Origin of the sequence: Undibacterium sp. Ji83W (assembly GCF_049340385.1) — a bacterium.
In the GTDB taxonomy this organism is placed as follows: Bacteria; Pseudomonadota; Gammaproteobacteria; order Burkholderiales; family Burkholderiaceae_D; genus Undibacterium.
Genome location: NZ_JBMPOZ010000012.1, coordinates 36,557 through 54,463 on the forward strand (window position 1 = coordinate 36,557; position 17,907 = coordinate 54,463).

At 50.9% G+C, this 17,907-nt stretch carries 10 protein-coding genes; 7 read left to right on the forward strand and 3 right to left on the reverse strand.

The window, feature by feature from the left end; translation table 11 throughout:
- Nucleotides 1-6: 6 nt before the first annotated feature.
- A complete protein-coding gene (locus tag ACO0LD_RS19330; protein ID WP_423009780.1) occupies nt 7-1,788 on the forward strand; it encodes a GspE/PulE family protein in 1,782 nt (593 codons plus the stop codon).
- A gap of 23 nt (nt 1,789-1,811) precedes the next feature.
- Nucleotides 1,812-4,547 carry a CHASE domain-containing protein gene (locus tag ACO0LD_RS19335; protein ID WP_423009782.1) on the forward strand — a complete coding sequence of 912 codons (2,736 nt, stop codon included), beginning with the start codon at nt 1,812-1,814 and terminating at the stop codon, nt 4,545-4,547.
- On the opposite strand, the gene ACO0LD_RS19340 is transcribed toward ACO0LD_RS19335, so the two are convergent.
- Nucleotides 4,472-5,389, reverse strand: coding sequence for an SDR family oxidoreductase (locus ACO0LD_RS19340; RefSeq protein WP_423009784.1), 918 nt, complete (start codon nt 5,387-5,389; stop codon nt 4,472-4,474). The genes ACO0LD_RS19335 and ACO0LD_RS19340 overlap by 76 nt on opposite strands.
- A gap of 12 nt (nt 5,390-5,401) precedes the next feature.
- Here ACO0LD_RS19340 and ACO0LD_RS19345 point away from each other — a divergent pair, with 12 nt between their 5' ends.
- From ACO0LD_RS19345 to ACO0LD_RS19355, 3 genes are all read left to right on the forward strand, one after another.
- Nucleotides 5,402-6,427 carry a CDP-6-deoxy-delta-3,4-glucoseen reductase gene (locus tag ACO0LD_RS19345; RefSeq protein WP_423009786.1) on the forward strand — a complete coding sequence of 342 codons (1,026 nt, stop codon included), beginning with the start codon at nt 5,402-5,404 and terminating at the stop codon, nt 6,425-6,427.
- A 484-nt stretch (nt 6,428-6,911) separates the two neighbouring features.
- Complete coding sequence (locus tag ACO0LD_RS19350) at nt 6,912-8,108, forward strand: acetylornithine transaminase (protein ID WP_423009788.1); 1,197 nt, start codon at nt 6,912-6,914, stop codon at nt 8,106-8,108.
- A 176-nt stretch (nt 8,109-8,284) separates the two neighbouring features.
- Nucleotides 8,285-10,303 (forward strand): alpha/beta hydrolase family protein, encoded by a 2,019-nt coding sequence (locus ACO0LD_RS19355; protein ID WP_423009790.1) that lies wholly within the window; start codon nt 8,285-8,287, stop codon nt 10,301-10,303.
- Here the strand turns inward: ACO0LD_RS19355 and ACO0LD_RS19360 are convergent.
- The gene (locus tag ACO0LD_RS19360; protein WP_423009792.1) at nt 10,286-11,182 is read right to left on the reverse strand and encodes a LysR family transcriptional regulator; all 897 of its coding nucleotides are present in this window, start codon (nt 11,180-11,182) and stop codon (nt 10,286-10,288) included. The genes ACO0LD_RS19355 and ACO0LD_RS19360 overlap by 18 nt on opposite strands.
- A 135-nt stretch (nt 11,183-11,317) precedes the next feature.
- Here ACO0LD_RS19360 and ACO0LD_RS19365 point away from each other — a divergent pair, with 135 nt between their 5' ends.
- Entirely contained in the window at nt 11,318-12,340 is a 1,023-nt protein-coding gene (locus ACO0LD_RS19365; protein WP_423009794.1) for an NADP-dependent oxidoreductase, read from the forward strand.
- A 72-nt stretch (nt 12,341-12,412) separates the two neighbouring features.
- Here ACO0LD_RS19365 and ACO0LD_RS19370 read toward each other — a convergent pair whose 3' ends face one another.
- A complete protein-coding gene (locus tag ACO0LD_RS19370) occupies nt 12,413-14,116 on the reverse strand; it encodes a glycoside hydrolase family 44 protein (protein WP_423009796.1) in 1,704 nt (567 codons plus the stop codon).
- 392 nt (nt 14,117-14,508) lie between these two features.
- On the opposite strand from ACO0LD_RS19370, the gene ACO0LD_RS19375 reads away from it, so the two are divergent.
- Complete coding sequence (locus ACO0LD_RS19375; RefSeq protein WP_423009798.1) at nt 14,509-17,853, forward strand: S41 family peptidase; 3,345 nt, start codon at nt 14,509-14,511, stop codon at nt 17,851-17,853.
- The last annotated feature ends 54 nt before the right edge of the window (nt 17,854-17,907 follow it).

Sequence of the window (17,907 nt, forward strand, 5' to 3'; positions counted from 1 at the left end):
TACAGTATGAATAAACCCGCACATCGCAGCCTGAATCTGCAACAAATTTTCACCTGGTTGATGGCTGACGGCATCGTCCTTAAAGATGAAGCCAAGACCCAGTTCCATGCGTCCCAAGGCTTGTTAAAAAATGGCCCGGCCAGTATGCATCCATTGACTGCGGTTGCGCAGGCCAGATTGCATTCGGCCATTTCCCCGCATATTTTGCTGACGCTGGATTGGCTGACAGAATGGGCGGCGACCAAGGTGAATTTGCCTTTTTACCGCATTGATCCCTTGAAGATTGATTTCACCAGCGTATCAGATGTCATGTCTGCGTCCTATGCGACCCGTTTCAACATCCTGCCAGTAGAGTCTACGGGCAATATCGTCGTCGTCGCAACGACTGAGCCATTCAATACTGAATGGCAGGATGAAATACTGAAATTCAGCAGTAAGGAAATTCGCCTGGTGCTGGCGAACCCGCTGGAAATTTCACAATACATCGTCCAGTTTTTTTCCCTGGCAAAATCCATCAAGGACGCGCGCAAGTCAAATAAGAATGACACCAATTTGCGCCAGAACTTTGAGCAACTGATAGAGATCGGCAAAACCAACAAGCAGGTTGATGCGAATGACCAGCACATCGTCAATATCGTTGACTGGTTGTGGCAATTTGCCTTTGAGCAGCGCGCTTCGGATATTCATCTGGAACCCAAGCGCGATATTTCGGTCATCCGTTTCCGTATCGATGGTGTTTTGCACCAGGTGTATCAGGTACCGGCCACCATCATGATCGCCATGACGGCCCGTATCAAATTACTGGGCCGCATGGACGTGATCGAAAAACGCCGTCCCCAAGATGGCCGTATCAAAACCCGCACCAGCGAAGGCCAGGAAGTCGAATTACGTCTGTCCACCCTGCCGACGGTGTTCGGCGAAAAAATGGTCATGCGTATTTTTGATCCTGAAGTCGTCGTCAAGACCTTGCCGGAACTGGGTTTTCCGCTGAATGACGCCAAGCGCTGGGACCACCTGACCAGCAAACCGCATGGCATTATCCTGGTCACGGGGCCTACCGGTTCCGGTAAAACCACCACCCTGTACACCACCCTGAAAGCGCTGGCGACACCGGATGTGAATGTCTGTACCGTCGAAGACCCTATCGAGATGGTAGAGGGCTCGTTCAACCAGATGCAGGTACAGTCCTCCATAGACCTGAGCTTTGCCGACGGCATCCGGGCTCTCATGCGTCAGGATCCTGACATCATCATGGTGGGCGAGATACGCGATTTGCCAACTGCCGAGATGGCCATACAAGCCGCACTGACTGGCCATTTGGTCTTGTCCACCCTGCATACCAATGATGCGCCATCAGCCATCATGCGTCTGCTGGAACTGGGCGTCCCTTATTATTTACTGGAAGCAACAATCATTGGCATCCTGGCTCAGCGTCTGGTCAGAACCCTGTGCATACACTGCAAATCGCCTGAAGGTGAATTACAGGATGCAGTCTGGGATACCCTGACCGAAGGCTGGGGCATCAGCAAACCCGAAAAAATCTACAAACCTGTCGGTTGCCCTGAATGTCGCCAGACTGGTTTCATGGGACGTACTGGTTTATATGAATTACTGACGGTCAGCCTGCCTTTCAGCAAACTGATCACTGAAAGTGCCGATATCCATGCCTTGCGTGCACAAAGCATCAAGGATGACATGAAACCCTTGCGCATTGCAGGCGCATATAAGATCATCGAAGGTGTTACTACGGCAGATGAGGTTTTGAAAGTCACTTCCTCACTGATCTAGCATAGTCTTCAGGGAAGGCGGGAATGCGTTCAACACCGGAAAGTGATACGCGACAACTACTATGGCAAATGCTGGTGCTTGCCATACTGTATGCGGCACTTGGACGCCTTTCCCTGCTACTTGCCATACCACCTGGTTATGCCATCGCCATCTACCCTTCTGCAGGCGTAGCACTGGGCATGGTCCTGACTGGCGGCTACCGCCTCTTGCCTGGCGTGGCAGTCGGCGCATACATTGCCAATTTACTCATTAATCAGAGCATCTTTGGTAACATCAATACCAATTCATTGATTGCATCAACTATTGTTGCTGCGGGAGCCACCCTGCAGGCCTTCACCGGCAGCAAGCTGGTCTTGAAAAAATTACAGGACAATCTGGCGCTGGATTCAGACAAGGCGATTTTCCAGTTTTTCATCTATGGCGGCATCATTGCCTGCCTGATCAATGCCAGTATCAGTGTCACCGCCCTGGTGGCTTTAGGTGTCATTCCCTGGCAGGATTTTTTCAATAACTGGATAGGCTGGTGGATAGGCGACACCTTCGGCGTTTTAACTATTGCGCCCATCATCATGGTGATCTATGGCAAGCCACGCGAAATCTGGTATGCCAGACGCTGGAGTGTCATGGTGCCATTGCTGATCTGCCTGATGCTGGTGATTACTGCATTTGCCTTTACCCGTTACCGTGAAGAACAAAAACAACAACTCGAATTCCGCTTGAAAGCTGAACGCATAGGCCAGAATTTGCAAAACAAGCTCGATACGCATGCCGACATCATGCGCAATATTGAGCGCCTGTATGCCAGTTCCCAGCAAGTCAGCCGCAGCGATTTTGCTACCTTTGTCAGCCATAACCTGCAAAGCCAGAAAGCCATTTCCTTCCTTTCCTGGGTACCCAGGGTCGATCTGCAGCAGCGACAAAGCTTTGAAGTGACCGTGCTGCGAGAAGGATTTGCCAATTACCAGATACAGGAGATGAATGAATTTCAGCAACTCGTTGAAGTCAGCGTCAGGGATGAATATTATCCCATCCGCTACATAGAGCCCTTCTTTGATAATCACCAGATGTTTGGTTATGACATGGGGTCGACCACTGCACGCAGGATCGCGATAGAAGATGCGCGCGACAGTGGTCATCTGACGGTAACCGACCCCTTGATTTTCAATGAGACCGATGGCCGGGAACAATTGCATGTACTGTTGTTTGCCCCTGTCTATGAAAACGGTAAACCGCAAGAGACCATGGAGCAAAGAAAGGCTGCTTTTTCAGGTGCAGCAGTCAGCATGATACGCATGGCTGACGTGGTCAGGGAAATTCTCTCAAACGAAGACATGCGTAGCGTGCGCATCAAATTTTATGATCTTTCTTACCCTGGTAAAAAGGGGATATTCATCGATGAAATCAGCGGACTGAACCAGGGTTACCTGTTCCAGTCCACCATCAATTTTGGTGGCCGGCAATTTGCCTTGCAGGCGCAGCCTTCGTCAGAATACTGGCGCACCCATGTCGCCTGGATTACCTGGATCACCATGATAGGTGGTCTGCTGTTCACTGGCCTGCTGGGCGCGTATCTATTGGTGGCAACGGCCCATACCTTTGGTATAGAAAGCCTGGTCGCACAAAGAACGGCTGAACTGCATGATAGTGAAGAACGCCTGCGCACAGTACTCGACAATGCAGCGGAAGGTATCTTGACGACGAATGAAAACGGCCTTATCGAATCCGCCAACCGTTCTGCAGAAGTCTTGTTGAAGTATGCTCATGGCAGTTTGCGCGGCAGGAATATATTTAGCCTGTTTCCTGATCCTGAATCCCTGCAATTCCTGACAACACATTTGCGTGCAACCGATCGTGAGAAACAATTTGAAGTGGCAGGAAAAAGTGAGCGCAGGGAATTGCTGGCGAAGCAAAAAGATGGTCAGGACGTACCAGTAGAACTGGCAATTACCCGTGTGCGCCTGGGCTTGCAAGTCTTGTACGTCATTATTGTGCATGACCTGTCCGAGAAAAAACGGGTGGAGAAACTCAAGACTGAATTTGTCTCCGCCGTCTCCCATGAATTGCGCACACCACTGACTTCCATACGTGGTGTGCTGGGTCTTCTGGTAGGCGGTGTTGCCGGAGAAATCCCGGAAAAAGCACAATCCATGCTGATGATGGCGAATGACAATGCCAAACGCCTGACGACACTGATCAATGATTTGCTGGATTTTGAAAAGCTGGAATATGGCAGCATGCAATTCCATTTCGAAACACTGCCACTGGCAGAACTGATAGACAGCACTTTGCAGTCAAATCAGGGATATGCGCAAAGTTTCGACATAGGTATACAGTATGAAACGCAGGTGGATCATGCTGTACTTGTGCGTGTGGATTCGCAGCGTTTTGTACAAGTCTTGTCCAACTTGTTGTCGAATGCCATCAAGTTCTCACGGCCACATGGACAAATCAATGTGCGTGCCACGGTGGAGCGCGATCAGATACGCATAGAAGTACAAGACTATGGCATAGGTATTTCAGAAGAATTCAAGAGCAGTATCTTCCAGAAATTTACCCAGGAAGATGCCAAGGCCGCCCGCAAATATGCAGGCACTGGCCTGGGCCTCAGCCTGACCAAGACCATGATAGAAAAAATGGGCGGGCAGATCGGCTTCAGCAGCACAGAAAACCTGGGTTCTTGCTTCTATATTGTCTTGCCGCTTGTTACTGCTGGTACAACTGCTACTGCCGCTGCCACACCGTCAACCACCGAGGCATAACGCAGGCGCGCACCCAGTTCCAGTTTAATGCGCTGGTTTTGCATGCGCCTTGATTCCGACATGAAGGACAGCAATACCGGGCTGACTTGCTGCGCCAGTTCGGCGCGTGGCAAGCGTGGTGGCCTTGGCAGTGCAAACGCATCCGCCACCAGATCAAAATACGCAGCCATCTTCATGTCACTGTCATCCACTGCGTGATAAACCCGGTTGGGTAGCGCCCGGAACAATGCCAGCCTGATCAACTGCGCCAGGTCATCTGCATGAATGTGATTGGTGTACACATCGTCAGCCTCTATCAGTGCGGGCGTGCCTTTGTGCAAACGTTCCAATGGCAGGCGATCAGCTGCATAGATACCCGGCACCCGCAGGATGGAAAGGCAGGAATGACTGCGCCTGGCCCAGGCACGCAGGCAGTTTTCAGCAGCCACGCGGCGCTGGGCACGGGCGTTTTGTGGACTGACCGCTCTGGTCTCGTCAAACGATGCCCCGGCACAGTCACCATACACCCCAGTAGTGCTGATATAAACAAGGCTGCTCTTGTCAGGTAAAATGGCGGTCAAATTTTGTGTGCGCCTGTCGGTCTTGCCTTCTGAGGGTGGTGGTGCCAGATGAACAACCCTGTCTGCCAGTCCTTTAAGGCGCGCCAAGGTATGTGGCTGATCCAGATTTCCTATCAAGGGAATGGCACCAGCAGCACGCAATTCTGCACAGCGCCCGGTCTGGCTGGTCAGGGCAAAGATGCGGAAATGCTGGCGCAATAATGGTAACAGGCGCATGCCTACATCGCCGCAACCTATGATAAGCAAGCGTGGCTTGCCAATTTGTTTAAACTGTTTTTTCATGTTCAGGATTGTATGACTTTTCAAGTAAGTGTCACCCCTAGTGGCCGTCAATTTAGCTGCGAAGAAGATGAAACCGTCTTGTCGGCAGCTCTGCGCGCAGGCGTCATCTTGCCATATGGCTGTAAAAATGGTGCCTGTGGCTCTTGCAAGGGCAAGATAGCCAGCGGCACAGTACAACATGGCCCGCATCAGCAACGCGCCCTGCCCGAGGCTGAAGAAGCCCTGGGCATGTCTTTGTTCTGCTGTGCCAAACCACAATCCGACCTGACCATAGAAGCCCGCGAAATCGTCGCAGATGGTGATTACCCGGTCAAGAAAATGCCTAGCCGCATTGCCAAACTGGAAAAGCTTTCGCATGATGTCATGCTCATCGCCCTGCAATTGCCAGCCAATGAGCGCCTGCAATACCGCGCCGGCCAATATATAGAATTCATGCTCAGGGATGGCAAGCGCCGCAGCTATAGCATGGCGAATGCCCCGCACCTGGATGAGCATATCACTTTGCATGTACGCCATATGCCAGGCGGTTTGTTCACCGATCAAGTGTTTACTACTCTGAAAGAACGCGACATCCTGCGCTTTGAGGGCCCACAAGGCACTTTCTTCCTGCGTGAAGATAGTGAAAAACCAATTATCCTGCTGGCTTCCGGTACTGGCTTCGCCCCGATCAAGGCATTAGTGGAACATTTGATCCATATAGAATCCAAGCGCCCCGTCAGCCTGTACTGGGGTGGCCGCCGCCCTGCTGACTTGTATATGCATGCTTTGTGCAAGGAATGGGAAAAGCAAATACCAGGCTTTAACTATATCCCTGTCGTTTCTGACGCCTTGCCTGAAGATGAGTGGGCTGGCCGCAGCGGTTTTGTGCATCAGGCAGTCATCGCTGACCATGCAGACTTGTCTGGCTATCAAGTGTATGCCTGCGGCGCACCTGTCGTGGTGGACTCAGCCAAGCGTGACTTTACGACACAGTGCCAGTTGCCTGCAGACGAATTCTATGCAGACTCCTTTACTTCTGAGGCTGATCTGGCGAATTGATGCATTGACAGGCACAAACACTGGTCAAATAGCCTATCGAAAACAGGGCTTACGCAAAGTCATCCCAGCAAGGCTATCGCTTTAGGAAACCGCCCTTGCAAGGGCGGTTCGTTACGTCGGCAGACAATACATTGTCTGAAACCCCGACTACACCGGCAACGACGAAGACAGTACTTTAGTACGCGGCTCCTAGGAGAGGAGTTGCAACGCAGCTGGGGCGGCTTTGCGTAAGTCCACCAAAATTTTTTTGACGCAGTGCGCAAAAAGTCCTATTATCCGTTTTATGAAAATTTTTACTGACATGTCCTCACCGAATATTGCACGACGTCGCAACTCGCCAAGCGAGCCTGGGCCGATGTAGGAGTGAGCGTGCGCGTAAAAAGCTGCACCACGAATATCCAGCCACAGGTTCCGCCCTGTGGCTTTTTTTTATCTTGAATTTTTGTCTATTCCCACCCACTGTAACGACCTTAGGAGTCTTGAAATGGAATTCAGTCAGTACAACGTAAATTCCCTGATGTACATCACCCCACGCCCAGAACTCGTGTTCGTCGAAGGCAAGGGCATGTATTTGACTGATCACAAGGGCAAGCGATATCTGGATTATCTGCAAGGCTGGGCAGTCAATTGCCTGGGTCATTGCCCAGACGTGATTCATGATGCATTGGTCACCCAATCGAAAAAATTGCTGAACCCTTCCCCGGCTTTCTATAACGCCCCTATGGTGGAGTTTGCTGATCTGCTGACGAAGAACTCTTGCTTTGACCGCGTGTTTTTCACTAACAGCGGTGCAGAAGCCAATGAGGGCGCAGTCAAACTGGCGCGCAAGTGGGGCCAGTTGAACAAGAATGGCGCGTTTGAAATCATTACCTTTGACCATGGTTTCCATGGCCGTACCCTGGCAATGATGTCTGCCTCTGGCAAACCAGGCTGGGACACGATTTTTGCTCCACAAGTCAGCGGCTTCCCCAAGGCAGACCTGAACGATATCGCGTCAGTAGAAAAACTGATCACCGACAAAACCGTAGGCGTCATGCTGGAGCCGGTACAAGGTGAAGGCGGCGTGATCCCCGCCAGCCCTGAGTTCATGCAAGCCCTGCGTGAATTGACCAGGAAGCATGGCCTGCTGCTCATCGTTGATGAAGTACAGACCGGCATGGGCCGTACCGGCGAATTGTTTGGCTATCAATTGTCCAACATAGAACCAGACATCATGACTCTGGCCAAAGGCATAGGCGGTGGCGTACCACTGGGTGCCCTGCTGTGCCGTGAAGAAGTAGCCTGCTTCGTTCCTGGCGACCAGGGCGGTACCTACAACGGTGCGCCTTTGATGGCAGCTGTCGGTATCGCAGTATTCAAGGAACTGACCAAACCTGGCTTCCTGGCATCGGTTCAGGAAAAAGCAGAATACCTGAGTCTGCAACTGGAAAAACTGTCTGAAGAATTTGGCATGCAAGGCGAACGTGGCTTTGGTTTGCTGCGTGCCCTGAAGCTGGGTGACAATATCGGCGGCAAGCTGGTGGAAGCTGCGCGTGATATGGAGCCAGTAGGTTTGCTGATCAATTCCCCTCGCCCTGACCTGCTGCGCTTCATGCCAGCCCTGAATGTGACGAAGGAAGAAATTGATGAGCTGATCAGCATGTTGCGTGTCGTAATACAGCAAGTCAAAAACGCAGCCTGAGCTTCAAGATAAAGAAAATGGCCTGTATTGTGAAAGCAATACAGGCCATTTTTTGTGACAAGAGCATTGCATCTAAAGCATCGCCTCTAAAGCTTGTTTAACATTTATCAATCTGTATTTAATCTGAATTTATCTTGTATATAATGCGCAATTCCATTCCAGCAATGAAAGCGCGCATGCATCACTTTTACAAGCCTCTCGCCCTCAAAATCGCCTTTGGTGTTTTCGGCAGCCTGTTCTTGCTTCAGGCTCCAGTTTCGCATGCAGCGGCTGAACCTGTTCCTATTGCGAATTTTTTCAAAGAATCGCAATTCCATGATGCCCGCCTGTCTCCTGATGGCAAAAACATCGCCATGATCATGAAGGGTGCGAATGACCGTATGGTGCTGGCAGTGCTGGAAATTGGCCAACTGCGCCCGGAAATTATCGCCAATTATGAAGACAAGGATGTGGACTCTTTCCACTGGATCAATAATGACAGGCTGGTCTACGATCTGACAGATCTGCAGTACAAAGAAGTCCAGCGCATTTTCAGACCTGGCTTATATGCGGTAAATAAAGACCGCAGCAAACGTGTACGCCTGGTCACACATCAGTTTACCAATCCCGGCACCAAGGTGGTAGGCGAATTACCGTGGTACACCCACTTTCTGGACATCGCTCATGATTTAAATTCGCCAGACATCTATGTCACTCAAGCTACCGAAGCCGGGTCTGGTATCTATGATCTGTATCGCCTTAACACGATAACAGGCAATACTGAACTTATTCCCCGCCCTGGCAAGGTCAACGCATGGTTGATAGACAAGGCCGGGGTTGCACGTGCCGCAGTCACGACAGAAGAAGACAAATCTGTCCTTAACTATAAAGACCCGAAAACCAATGCCTGGCGCAAACTGGCAACATCCAGCTGGACATCCGATGACAGGATAACGCCTGTGTTTTTCAGTCCGGAAGGTGATTTATATGTACGTGCCAACAATGGCAAGGAATTCAGCTCACTGTATCGTTTTGATCTGGAAAAGAATCAGCTCGAAGCAGATCCAGTAATCTCATTGAAAGGCTATGATTTTACTGGTCAGTTGATCTACAACGCTCCGCAAAAGAAGGTGTTGGGCCTGCGCTATGAAATGAGCAGACCTGCAACCATATGGTTTGATGAAACCATGGCGGATAAACAAAAGCAGATTGATGCACTTTTACCAGATACCCACAATGCCCTGCATTTCCCATCAGAACTGAAAACCAATATCGCGCTGGTTCATTCTTATTCAGATGTTGCACCTGGCTTTTGGCAGTTGTTTGATTTCAATACAAAAAAATTGGTGCGCCTGGGTGTCAGCAAACCTGACATCAAACCTGAGCAAATGGCAGAAAAGCAAATGCTGAATTACACAGCACGCGATGGTCTGCAGATACCTGTTAACCTGACCCTGCCTCATAATAGCTCAGGCAAAAACCTGCCAGCCGTGGTGCTGGTACACGGTGGCCCGTATTTGCGCGGCAATCACTGGAACTGGAATCCACAAGCGCAATTCCTGGCATCGCGCGGTTATGCCGTCATAGAGCCAGATTATCGCGGCAGCACAGGTTATGGCGCCAAGCATTTCCGTGCTGGTATCAAGCAATGGGGCCTGGCCATGCAGGATGATGTGGCCGATGCCGCCAAATGGGCAGTAGCCCAAGGCTATGTCGATGCCAAGCGTATTTGTATTGCTGGTGCCAGTTACGGTGGCTATGCGACCTTGATGGGCCTGATCAAAGACCCTGATATTTTCCGCTGTGGCATAGAGTGGGTAGGCGTCACCGACATCAATCTGATGTATGACATACACTGGAGTGATTTCTCAGATGAATGGAAATGGTTCGGCATGCCGGTATTGATCGGTGACCAGGTCAAGGATGCGGCTCAGTTGAAAGCTACCTCTCCCCTGCAAAATGCCGACAAACTAACACGTCCTTTATTGATGGCTTATGGCAAGCGTGACCGTCGTGTACCAATAGATCATGGCACCAAGTTCTATAAAGCCGTCAAAGAGAAAAATGCCAATGTCGAATGGGTGGAATATCCTGAAGAAGCTCACGGTTTTTTCCTGCTCAAAAACAATGTTGATTTCTGGGGCCGCGTAGAAAAATTCCTTGACCAGAATATCGGTAAAAGCCAATCACTGGCAGCATCAGACGCCGGTAAATAATCGTTCCTGCAAAAAGGCCACGAAAGTGGCCGTCTTCAACGCCAGCCAGTCGCGCGCTGGATACACTGCATACACTGGTGAGCCGCTGGGCAATTGATAATTGTCCAGCACCGCCACCAATTCCCCGCTTTGCAAGTGCTTGCTGACTATCAGCCTGTCTATCAACAAAACACCAGCCCCCGAACAGGCAGCGGCTACCAGAGCCAGCCCATTATTTGATTGAAAGTGGCTGCTCACTCTGACTTTCCTGATTTCACCATGCTCCAGCAAAGTCCATTCATCATTGGCCCTGCCCGCAGCGTTGATATACAACAGGCAGGCATGCTGCGCCAGATCCTCTGCCACCACAGGATGGCCTGCACTGGCCAGATAAGCAGGTGACGCGCAGAGTATGCGCTGACTATCCACCAGCTTGCGTGCAATCAGGCTGGAGTCTTCCAGGTGGGAAACACGGATGGCGACATCAATTTGCCCGGCAATCAGATCGACCAGCCTGTCTTCGACTTGCAGGGCAAAATCAATTTGCGGATAACGTTTGCAAAACTCCATCATGACCGGCACCAGCCGGGTGACCGCTGGAACGGGACAGGTCACGCGCAAGCGCCCTTTAACCTCTTGCTGGTGTTGTCCCGCCATTTGTTCTATGTTGGCTAATGCGGTATCGATGCGCTGCGCCTCATGCAGGACTTGCTCACCGATCTCGGTCAGGGTCAGCTTGCGGGTGGAGCGCTGTATCAGGCGTGCGCCCAGATCCTGCTCAAGCTTGGCCAGTTGCCGCGATAGCAAGGACTTGCCACAGCCCAGTTGTACGGCTGCCTTGCTGATGCTGCCAGCGCGGATGATGGAGGCAAATACGGCCAGGTGTTGTGGATTCAGCATAGAGTAGTCCTTTTATTGTCCCGTTTTCGACAACAATATTATGCAATATACCCAGCTTATCAGGCAACAATAAGCGTCCTATACTGCTCTCCATGGTCAGCGCTTTGCTGCCTTACCACTCGACAAGGAAAAAACATGAACGCCATCAACTCTCAATTCAAACTTGCAGCCCGCCCACAAGGCAGCGTCAAAGCCAGCGATTTCAATCATGTCACAGAACAGTTGCGTGACTTGCAAGCAGGCGAAGTGCTGATCAAGAACCTGTATATCTCGCTTGACCCTGCCATGCGCGGCTGGATGAATGAGAGCAAAAATTCCTATATGCCACCAGTTGCTATTGGTGAAGTCATGCGCGCCCTGGCTGTTGGCCAGGTAGTTGAATCAAACAATCCCAAGTTCGCTGTCGGTGATCACGTCAGTGGCATATTGGGCATGCAGGAATATGCCTATTCTGATGGTAATGGTATCAGCAAGATAGACCCAAAACTGGCCCCACTGCCACTATACCTGAGTACCCTGGGCATGCCAGGCATGACCGCTTACTTTGGTTTGCTGGAAGTCGGTCAGCCCAAGGAAGGTGATACGGTCGTCATCTCTGGTGCAGCAGGCGCAGTCGGCACCATCGTTGGCCAGATTGCCAAGATCAAGGGTGCGCGTGTTGTTGGTATCGCCGGTGGCGCAGACAAGGTTCGCTACCTGACAGAAGAACTGGGTTTTGATGCCGCAATCGATTACAAGAGCGAAGACGTCAGCGCCGCCCTGAAGCAGCATTGCCCTAAAGGCATAGACGTGTATTTCGATAATGTCGGCGGTGATATCCTTGATGCGGCCCTGGCGCAACTGGCCTTTGGTGCCCGCGTGGTGATTTGCGGTGCGATATCCCAATACAATAATACGACGCCAATCAAAGGCCCATCAAACTACCTGAACCTGATGGTAAAACGCGCAACGATGAAGGGCGTGATGGTATCCGACTTTTACCCACGTGCCATGGAAGCTGCGATGGTCATGGGTGGCTGGATCATGTCTGGCAAACTGAAAAGCCGTGAAGACATCGTCGAAGGCCTGGAAAATTTCCCTGAGACTTTCCAGAAACTGTTCACTGGCGAAAACAATGGCAAGCTGATCTTGAAAGTAGCTGGAGTCCAAGAAAGATAGTAAGCATCGATAGTAAGCATCAAATGAAAAGCCACCAGCATGCTGGTGGCTTTTTTGCTTAAGCTTAATTACTTAAGGTTTTAGAACAAAATGCAGCACAGACAATGCTGGCAAGGTGTAACTGAACTTGTTCTTGGAGATATTGCTGAGCCCACTCCTTGCAGTGATATTGGTGCTGCTGCCACTGACACCCCAGACCTGCGCATATTTCAGATTCACAGGGTGGCTGAGTTGAAAACTGCTCGTGACATTACTGCTCTGGCGATTGATGGCAATGACGTGTATGACGTTAGGGTCATTGGCATCGACCGCTGCATACACTACCGCATTGGTATTATTGCTGGAAACTGCCTTGACTGAGGTCGCTGGAAAAACAGATTTATTACCGTCATAATTTCTGTAAATTTTAAAACCGGCAGCGATGTACTGCTCTGCATCACCAAAATAAGTCGCGAGATACACGCCTTGTTTGCCAAAGGCACCTAACGCATCCGCCTGGGCAATCGCGCCTGTGATATCGCTCTTGCCGCCGAAATCATATTCAGTCACGGCCATTTTTGTGCCGGGGTAAAAGTCATTGATGGATTGCTGCAGCTTGGGCAGCATTTGCAGAGAGCGGCCATCAGTGAAACCATTACCGGATTGAGTAATCCAGCTAGGTTCTACATAAGTCGCATCCCACAAACTGCGCGCGGCCTGCACACGGTCAGTGGCATTGTAAGAAGCTTGCGGATAGTAGTGGAAAGAAAACACGTCGAGCAAACGGCGGCCAGCGCTTTGCGAAGCCTGGTTCATCTTTGCCAGATAGGCATTCGCCATGGCCATGCCATTGTAACGATAACGGTCCCCGGTATTATTGCTGTAATAGGGTTCTACATTGTATTGCGCCCAGTCAGATGGTTGATGCGAGGCTGAACCATCCCACACTGCCCACAGGCTGAACAAACCAAGGTAGCCGCTGATTGCAGGCCCAAAAGTTTCTGCGCTGGCATCCATGCGTTTGACTGTTGTTGCGAGACTGATATTTCTCTGTAAGACATCAGTAACCGTGGTCAGCATTGGATACAGGTTCGCATGCGTACCGCTTTCTCCGCTATTGGTTGTCCAGTGATGCCAGAGATCAGGCTCATTATCCAACTCATAGCCTTTAACACCATTTGCGGATGCACCATTGCCATATTTCTGGACAAGGAAATTGATTTCTTCATCTATATAAACCACACCATCACCCAAGCCCGGTACCAGACTCAGACCACCAGCCGCAGCCGGTTTGTCATTGACGATATTGACCCAGCGCGCCGTGTCCACATTCGACGGCCCGGCAGTGCTTTGCCAAAGCTGGGAACCCATGCAAGTGCTTGGAGGATTGAGGTTGATGATGTCTTTAGGCAGCTTGCCAGCGGCAGGCAACTGCAGCAAGGAATAAGTGCCCAGCACCAGCGACTGGTCCTGGAAACTTTGTAAGGCCGCACCAGGCGTGTAATAGGCCAAGCCATTGTTTGAATTGGGATTGCCTGCCCCGGCAGTAGCACTGACACCGGCATTGGATGAATGGCACCAGTCATTACCGGAATTGCTGACACCATTTTCCCAGTTATAGCTGGTCATGTTATTGCCACCCAGGCGGCGCGAGCGCAAATTCAGGCTTTGCAGACTGGCTTGCCCGCCCTGATTGGCCCAGCCAGCACGGCCTGTTCCATCGGCATAAGCGTTGTAACCATAGATCAATGGGCTGATAGTCTTGCGCTCTGCCTGCGTATCAATGGAAAATGTCACATTCTGCGCCGACGTTGTGGAAATTTCCACCGACATACCCAGAATTAAAAGAACTTTACACAAGCTGACTTGTCTCATGATGCACCCTTGGTCTGCTCGTAAGTAAATTATTTCCAAGTGAAAACTGAGCATTCAGGGTACTTCATAATTTTTAACAATTCAAGAAATGTCTGGCAGGCAAATGTAACTGTAAAACATACTGTTTCTTTTTTTCCTTGGAATAAATGAAAAACTGCTTACAGAATGTTGCAAATCCCGTTATTGAGTATCTTCTTCACCCAGCCTTTGCATGTATTCAAGGCTATTTTTTTGCAACACGACTTTGTAATTTAAATTTCAATTTACATAAGTATTTATTAAAAAACAATCCACATCCATTTTCGAGAATAACAATGAGACCAAGCAAACTCGCCCTCGCTCTTAGCCTGACCAGTCTGATGACTACCGTACTTGCTGCACCGGCCTATTATCGATTTCCCGCCATACGCGGTGATGCCATCGTGTTTACGGCAGAAGGTGATTTGTGGAAAGTAGCAAGTAATGGTGGCCAGGCACAAAGGCTGACCAGCCATCCTGCGGCAGAAGTCTTGCCCGCCATTTCACAAGATGGCAAATGGCTGGCATTTTCTGCCGCCTACGAAGGCGCGACTGAGGCTTATGTCATGCCGATGACAGGTGGCGTGCCCAAGCGCATCAGTTTCGAAAATGACCAGGTATCCGTGCTGGGCTGGACAACCAGTGGCGAAGTATTGGTGACAACACTCAATAGCACAGGCCCGGCATCGCACCGTATCATCGCCGCTATCAATCCGCAAACCCTGACACGCAGGGTGTTCCCGGTAGCAGACGCGAATGAAGCTGTGCTCGACGACAGCGGCAAGTATTTGTACTTCACCCGTTTTGGCTTGCACATGACGAATGACAATGCCAAGCAATATCGCGGTGGTGCTACTGCACAAGTCTGGCGGTATGACGTACAGGCTAAAACCGAAGCCACCCAATTATTTGCCGACGACAAAAGCAATAACCGCCGCCCCATGCTGTGGAAGGGCAAGCTTTACTTTGTCAGCGACCGCAATGGAGCCTTCAATATCTGGAGCGCCAACCCTGATGGCACGGATGCCCGCGCCCTGACCCAGCACAAGGATTGGGAAGTACGTAATCCCAGCGTGGCTGATGGCAAGATAGCCTACCAGCTCGGTGCCGACTTGCATGTACTCGATATCGCCAGTGCCAAAGACCAGACCTTGAGCATAGACCTGGTATCCGACTTTGATCAGCAGCGCAAACGCCAGATCAAAAACCCTATGGACTATGTGTCGAATATAGAAATCGCCGGCAAGGAAGAACGCCTGTTGTTCACCGCCCGTGGCCGCCTGACGATTGCAGGCTCGGGCCCGCAAAGACGGATAGACTTGCCAGTGCCAGAAAATGCCCGTGCCCGCGAAGCCGTGTTTTCGCATGATGACAAATCCGTGTACGCTATCGTCGATACTACGGGCGAAAATGAAATCTGGAAATTCCCTGCCAATGGCCTTGGCAAACCAGAAGTCCTGACAAGCAATGGTGACGTACACCGCTACCGTATCATCCCCTCCCCTGATGGCAAGTGGCTGGCGCATACCGACAAACGCGGCAGGCTGTGGCTGCTGGATCTGGCGACCAAGACAAATCAGGTGATTGATGACGCTGGCAAAATTGGTGCGGAGAGACAGGAAGAAGTCATCTGGTCGCCCGATAGCAAGACCATCGCCATCGTCAGGGCTGACAATAAATTGCAAAGACCACAAATAGGTTTGTATGCAGTAGACAGCAAGCAAATTCACTTTGTCACCAGCGACAGGTACAACTCACACGCACCTGTGTTCTCGCCAGATGGCCACTGGCTATACTTTTACTCTGAGCGCAATTTCCAGGTCAGCAACCGAGCCCCCTGGGGTGACCGTAATATGGGCCCGCACTTTGAAAAGCGTACTGGCCTGTATGCGCTGGCGCTGCAAGCAGGAAATCGCTTTCCCTTCAAGGCCGACGATGAGTTGAGCAAATCCGGTGACAAAGCTGCTGACAAAGCGGCAGATAAAGAAAAAGATAAAGATAAAACTGACGACAAGAGCGCAGACAAGTCAAAAGACAAACCTGGCGACAAAACTGAGGAAGTAAAAAAACCTGCCAAGCCTGCCCTGCCAGCCATACAGTATGCTGGTCTGGCCGAGCGCTTGTACCAGGTGCCGCTGGCTTACGGTAATTACCGCGACCTCGCCATTGACGACAAGCGTATTTATTTTTCAGAGCTGGAAGGCAGCGATGGCAAGGCCACATTGAAGACCCTGGCGATCAGCAAGACATCCCCGCAACCTGATATTTTTGCGGGCAATATACGCCAATTTGATTTGTCCACCGACAAGAAGCATGTGTTTTATCGCCAGCAAATTGGCACTGGCCCGAATGAATTCTTTGTTGTCGAGGCAGGTGCGAAACAACCAGGCGATGTCAGCAAATCCAAAGTCAGTATTAACGACTGGGCTTTCTTCCTCAGCCCCAAACTTGAATGGCAGCAAATGTATGCCGATGCCTGGCGCATGCACAGGGACTTTTTGTTTGATGACAAAATGCGCGGTGTAGACTGGAACAAGGTACGTACCAAATACGCACCGCTGGTAGATCGCATCACTGACAGGGCAGAGTTGAATGATGTACTGGGCATGATGGCCAGCGAAGTCAGCACCCTGCATTCACAAACCCGTCCCGGTGATATACGCCGTGCGGCACCTGAAGGACAAGCCGCTTCATTGGGTGCAGTATTGAGCCGCACGGCTAACGGCTATCGCATAGACCATATCTATCATACTGAACCGGAATTGCCGTCCGAGCGCACGCCCTTGTCACAACCTGATCTGGACATCAGGGAAGGTGACATCATCACCGCCATCAATGGTCAGGCAGTGCTGGAAGCACGCGATATCTCAGACCTGTTGACCAATCAAGCCGACAAACAGATATTGATGCACGTCAAACGCGGCGACCAGGCTGCCCGCGCTGTCATCGTCACGCCAGTCAATATGATGAAGCATGCCAATCTGCGTTACAGCGACTGGGAGCAAAGCCGTAGCGAGCAAGTCAACAAGGTATCGCAAGGCCGTATTGGTTACCTGCATTTGCGTGCCATGGGCACACAAGATATCAATAGCTTTGCCCGCGAGTTTTACAGCAATATAGACCGCGATGGTCTGATCATTGATGTACGCCGCAACCGTGGTGGCAATATCGATAGCTGGATCATAGAAAAACTCTTGCGCAAAGCCTGGGCTTACTGGGCTTCACCAACCTCTGCACCGTACACCAATATGCAGCAAACCTTCCGTGGTCATCTGGTGGTGCTGGTAGATGAATTGACTTACTCTGACGGCGAAACCTTCGCAGCGGGTGTCAAGGCCTTGAAGCTGGGTCCGCTAGTAGGCAAACGCACGGCAGGTGCCGGTGTCTGGCTGTCAGATAACAATACCCTGTCTGACAATGGCATGATCAGGGCTGCTGAAAATGCACAGTTTGGCATGGATGGCCGCTGGCTGGTGGAAGGTATAGGGGTAGTACCGGACATCGAAGTAGAAAATCTGCCACATGCCACCTTCAACGGCAAAGACCAGCAACTGGAGGCTGCAATTCAATTACTGGAGAAGAAACTGAAAGAACAGCCAATAAAAGCGCTGGTGCCGCAGGTTATTCCGCCGTTGAAATAAATGGCAACTCAATAATAGATCAGTAGTTTTTTCTTGTTGCGTGAAAATCCTCAT

What these genes read in the sequence shown, in the direction of transcription:
- ACO0LD_RS19330 (WP_423009780.1), top strand. Translation starts at nt 7, where the DNA reads ATGAATAAACCCGCACATCGCAGCCTGAATCTGCAACAAATTTTCACC.
- ACO0LD_RS19335 (WP_423009782.1), top strand. Translation starts at nt 1,812, where the DNA reads ATGCGTTCAACACCGGAAAGTGATACGCGACAACTACTATGGCAAATG.
- ACO0LD_RS19340 (WP_423009784.1), bottom strand. Translation starts at nt 5,389, where the DNA reads ATGAAAAAACAGTTTAAACAAATTGGCAAGCCACGCTTGCTTATCATA.
- ACO0LD_RS19345 (WP_423009786.1), top strand. Translation starts at nt 5,402, where the DNA reads ATGACTTTTCAAGTAAGTGTCACCCCTAGTGGCCGTCAATTTAGCTGC.
- ACO0LD_RS19350 (WP_423009788.1), top strand. Translation starts at nt 6,912, where the DNA reads ATGGAATTCAGTCAGTACAACGTAAATTCCCTGATGTACATCACCCCA.
- ACO0LD_RS19355 (WP_423009790.1), top strand. Translation starts at nt 8,285, where the DNA reads ATGCATCACTTTTACAAGCCTCTCGCCCTCAAAATCGCCTTTGGTGTT.
- ACO0LD_RS19360 (WP_423009792.1), bottom strand. Translation starts at nt 11,182, where the DNA reads ATGCTGAATCCACAACACCTGGCCGTATTTGCCTCCATCATCCGCGCT.
- ACO0LD_RS19365 (WP_423009794.1), top strand. Translation starts at nt 11,318, where the DNA reads ATGAACGCCATCAACTCTCAATTCAAACTTGCAGCCCGCCCACAAGGC.
- ACO0LD_RS19375 (WP_423009798.1), top strand. Translation starts at nt 14,509, where the DNA reads ATGAGACCAAGCAAACTCGCCCTCGCTCTTAGCCTGACCAGTCTGATG.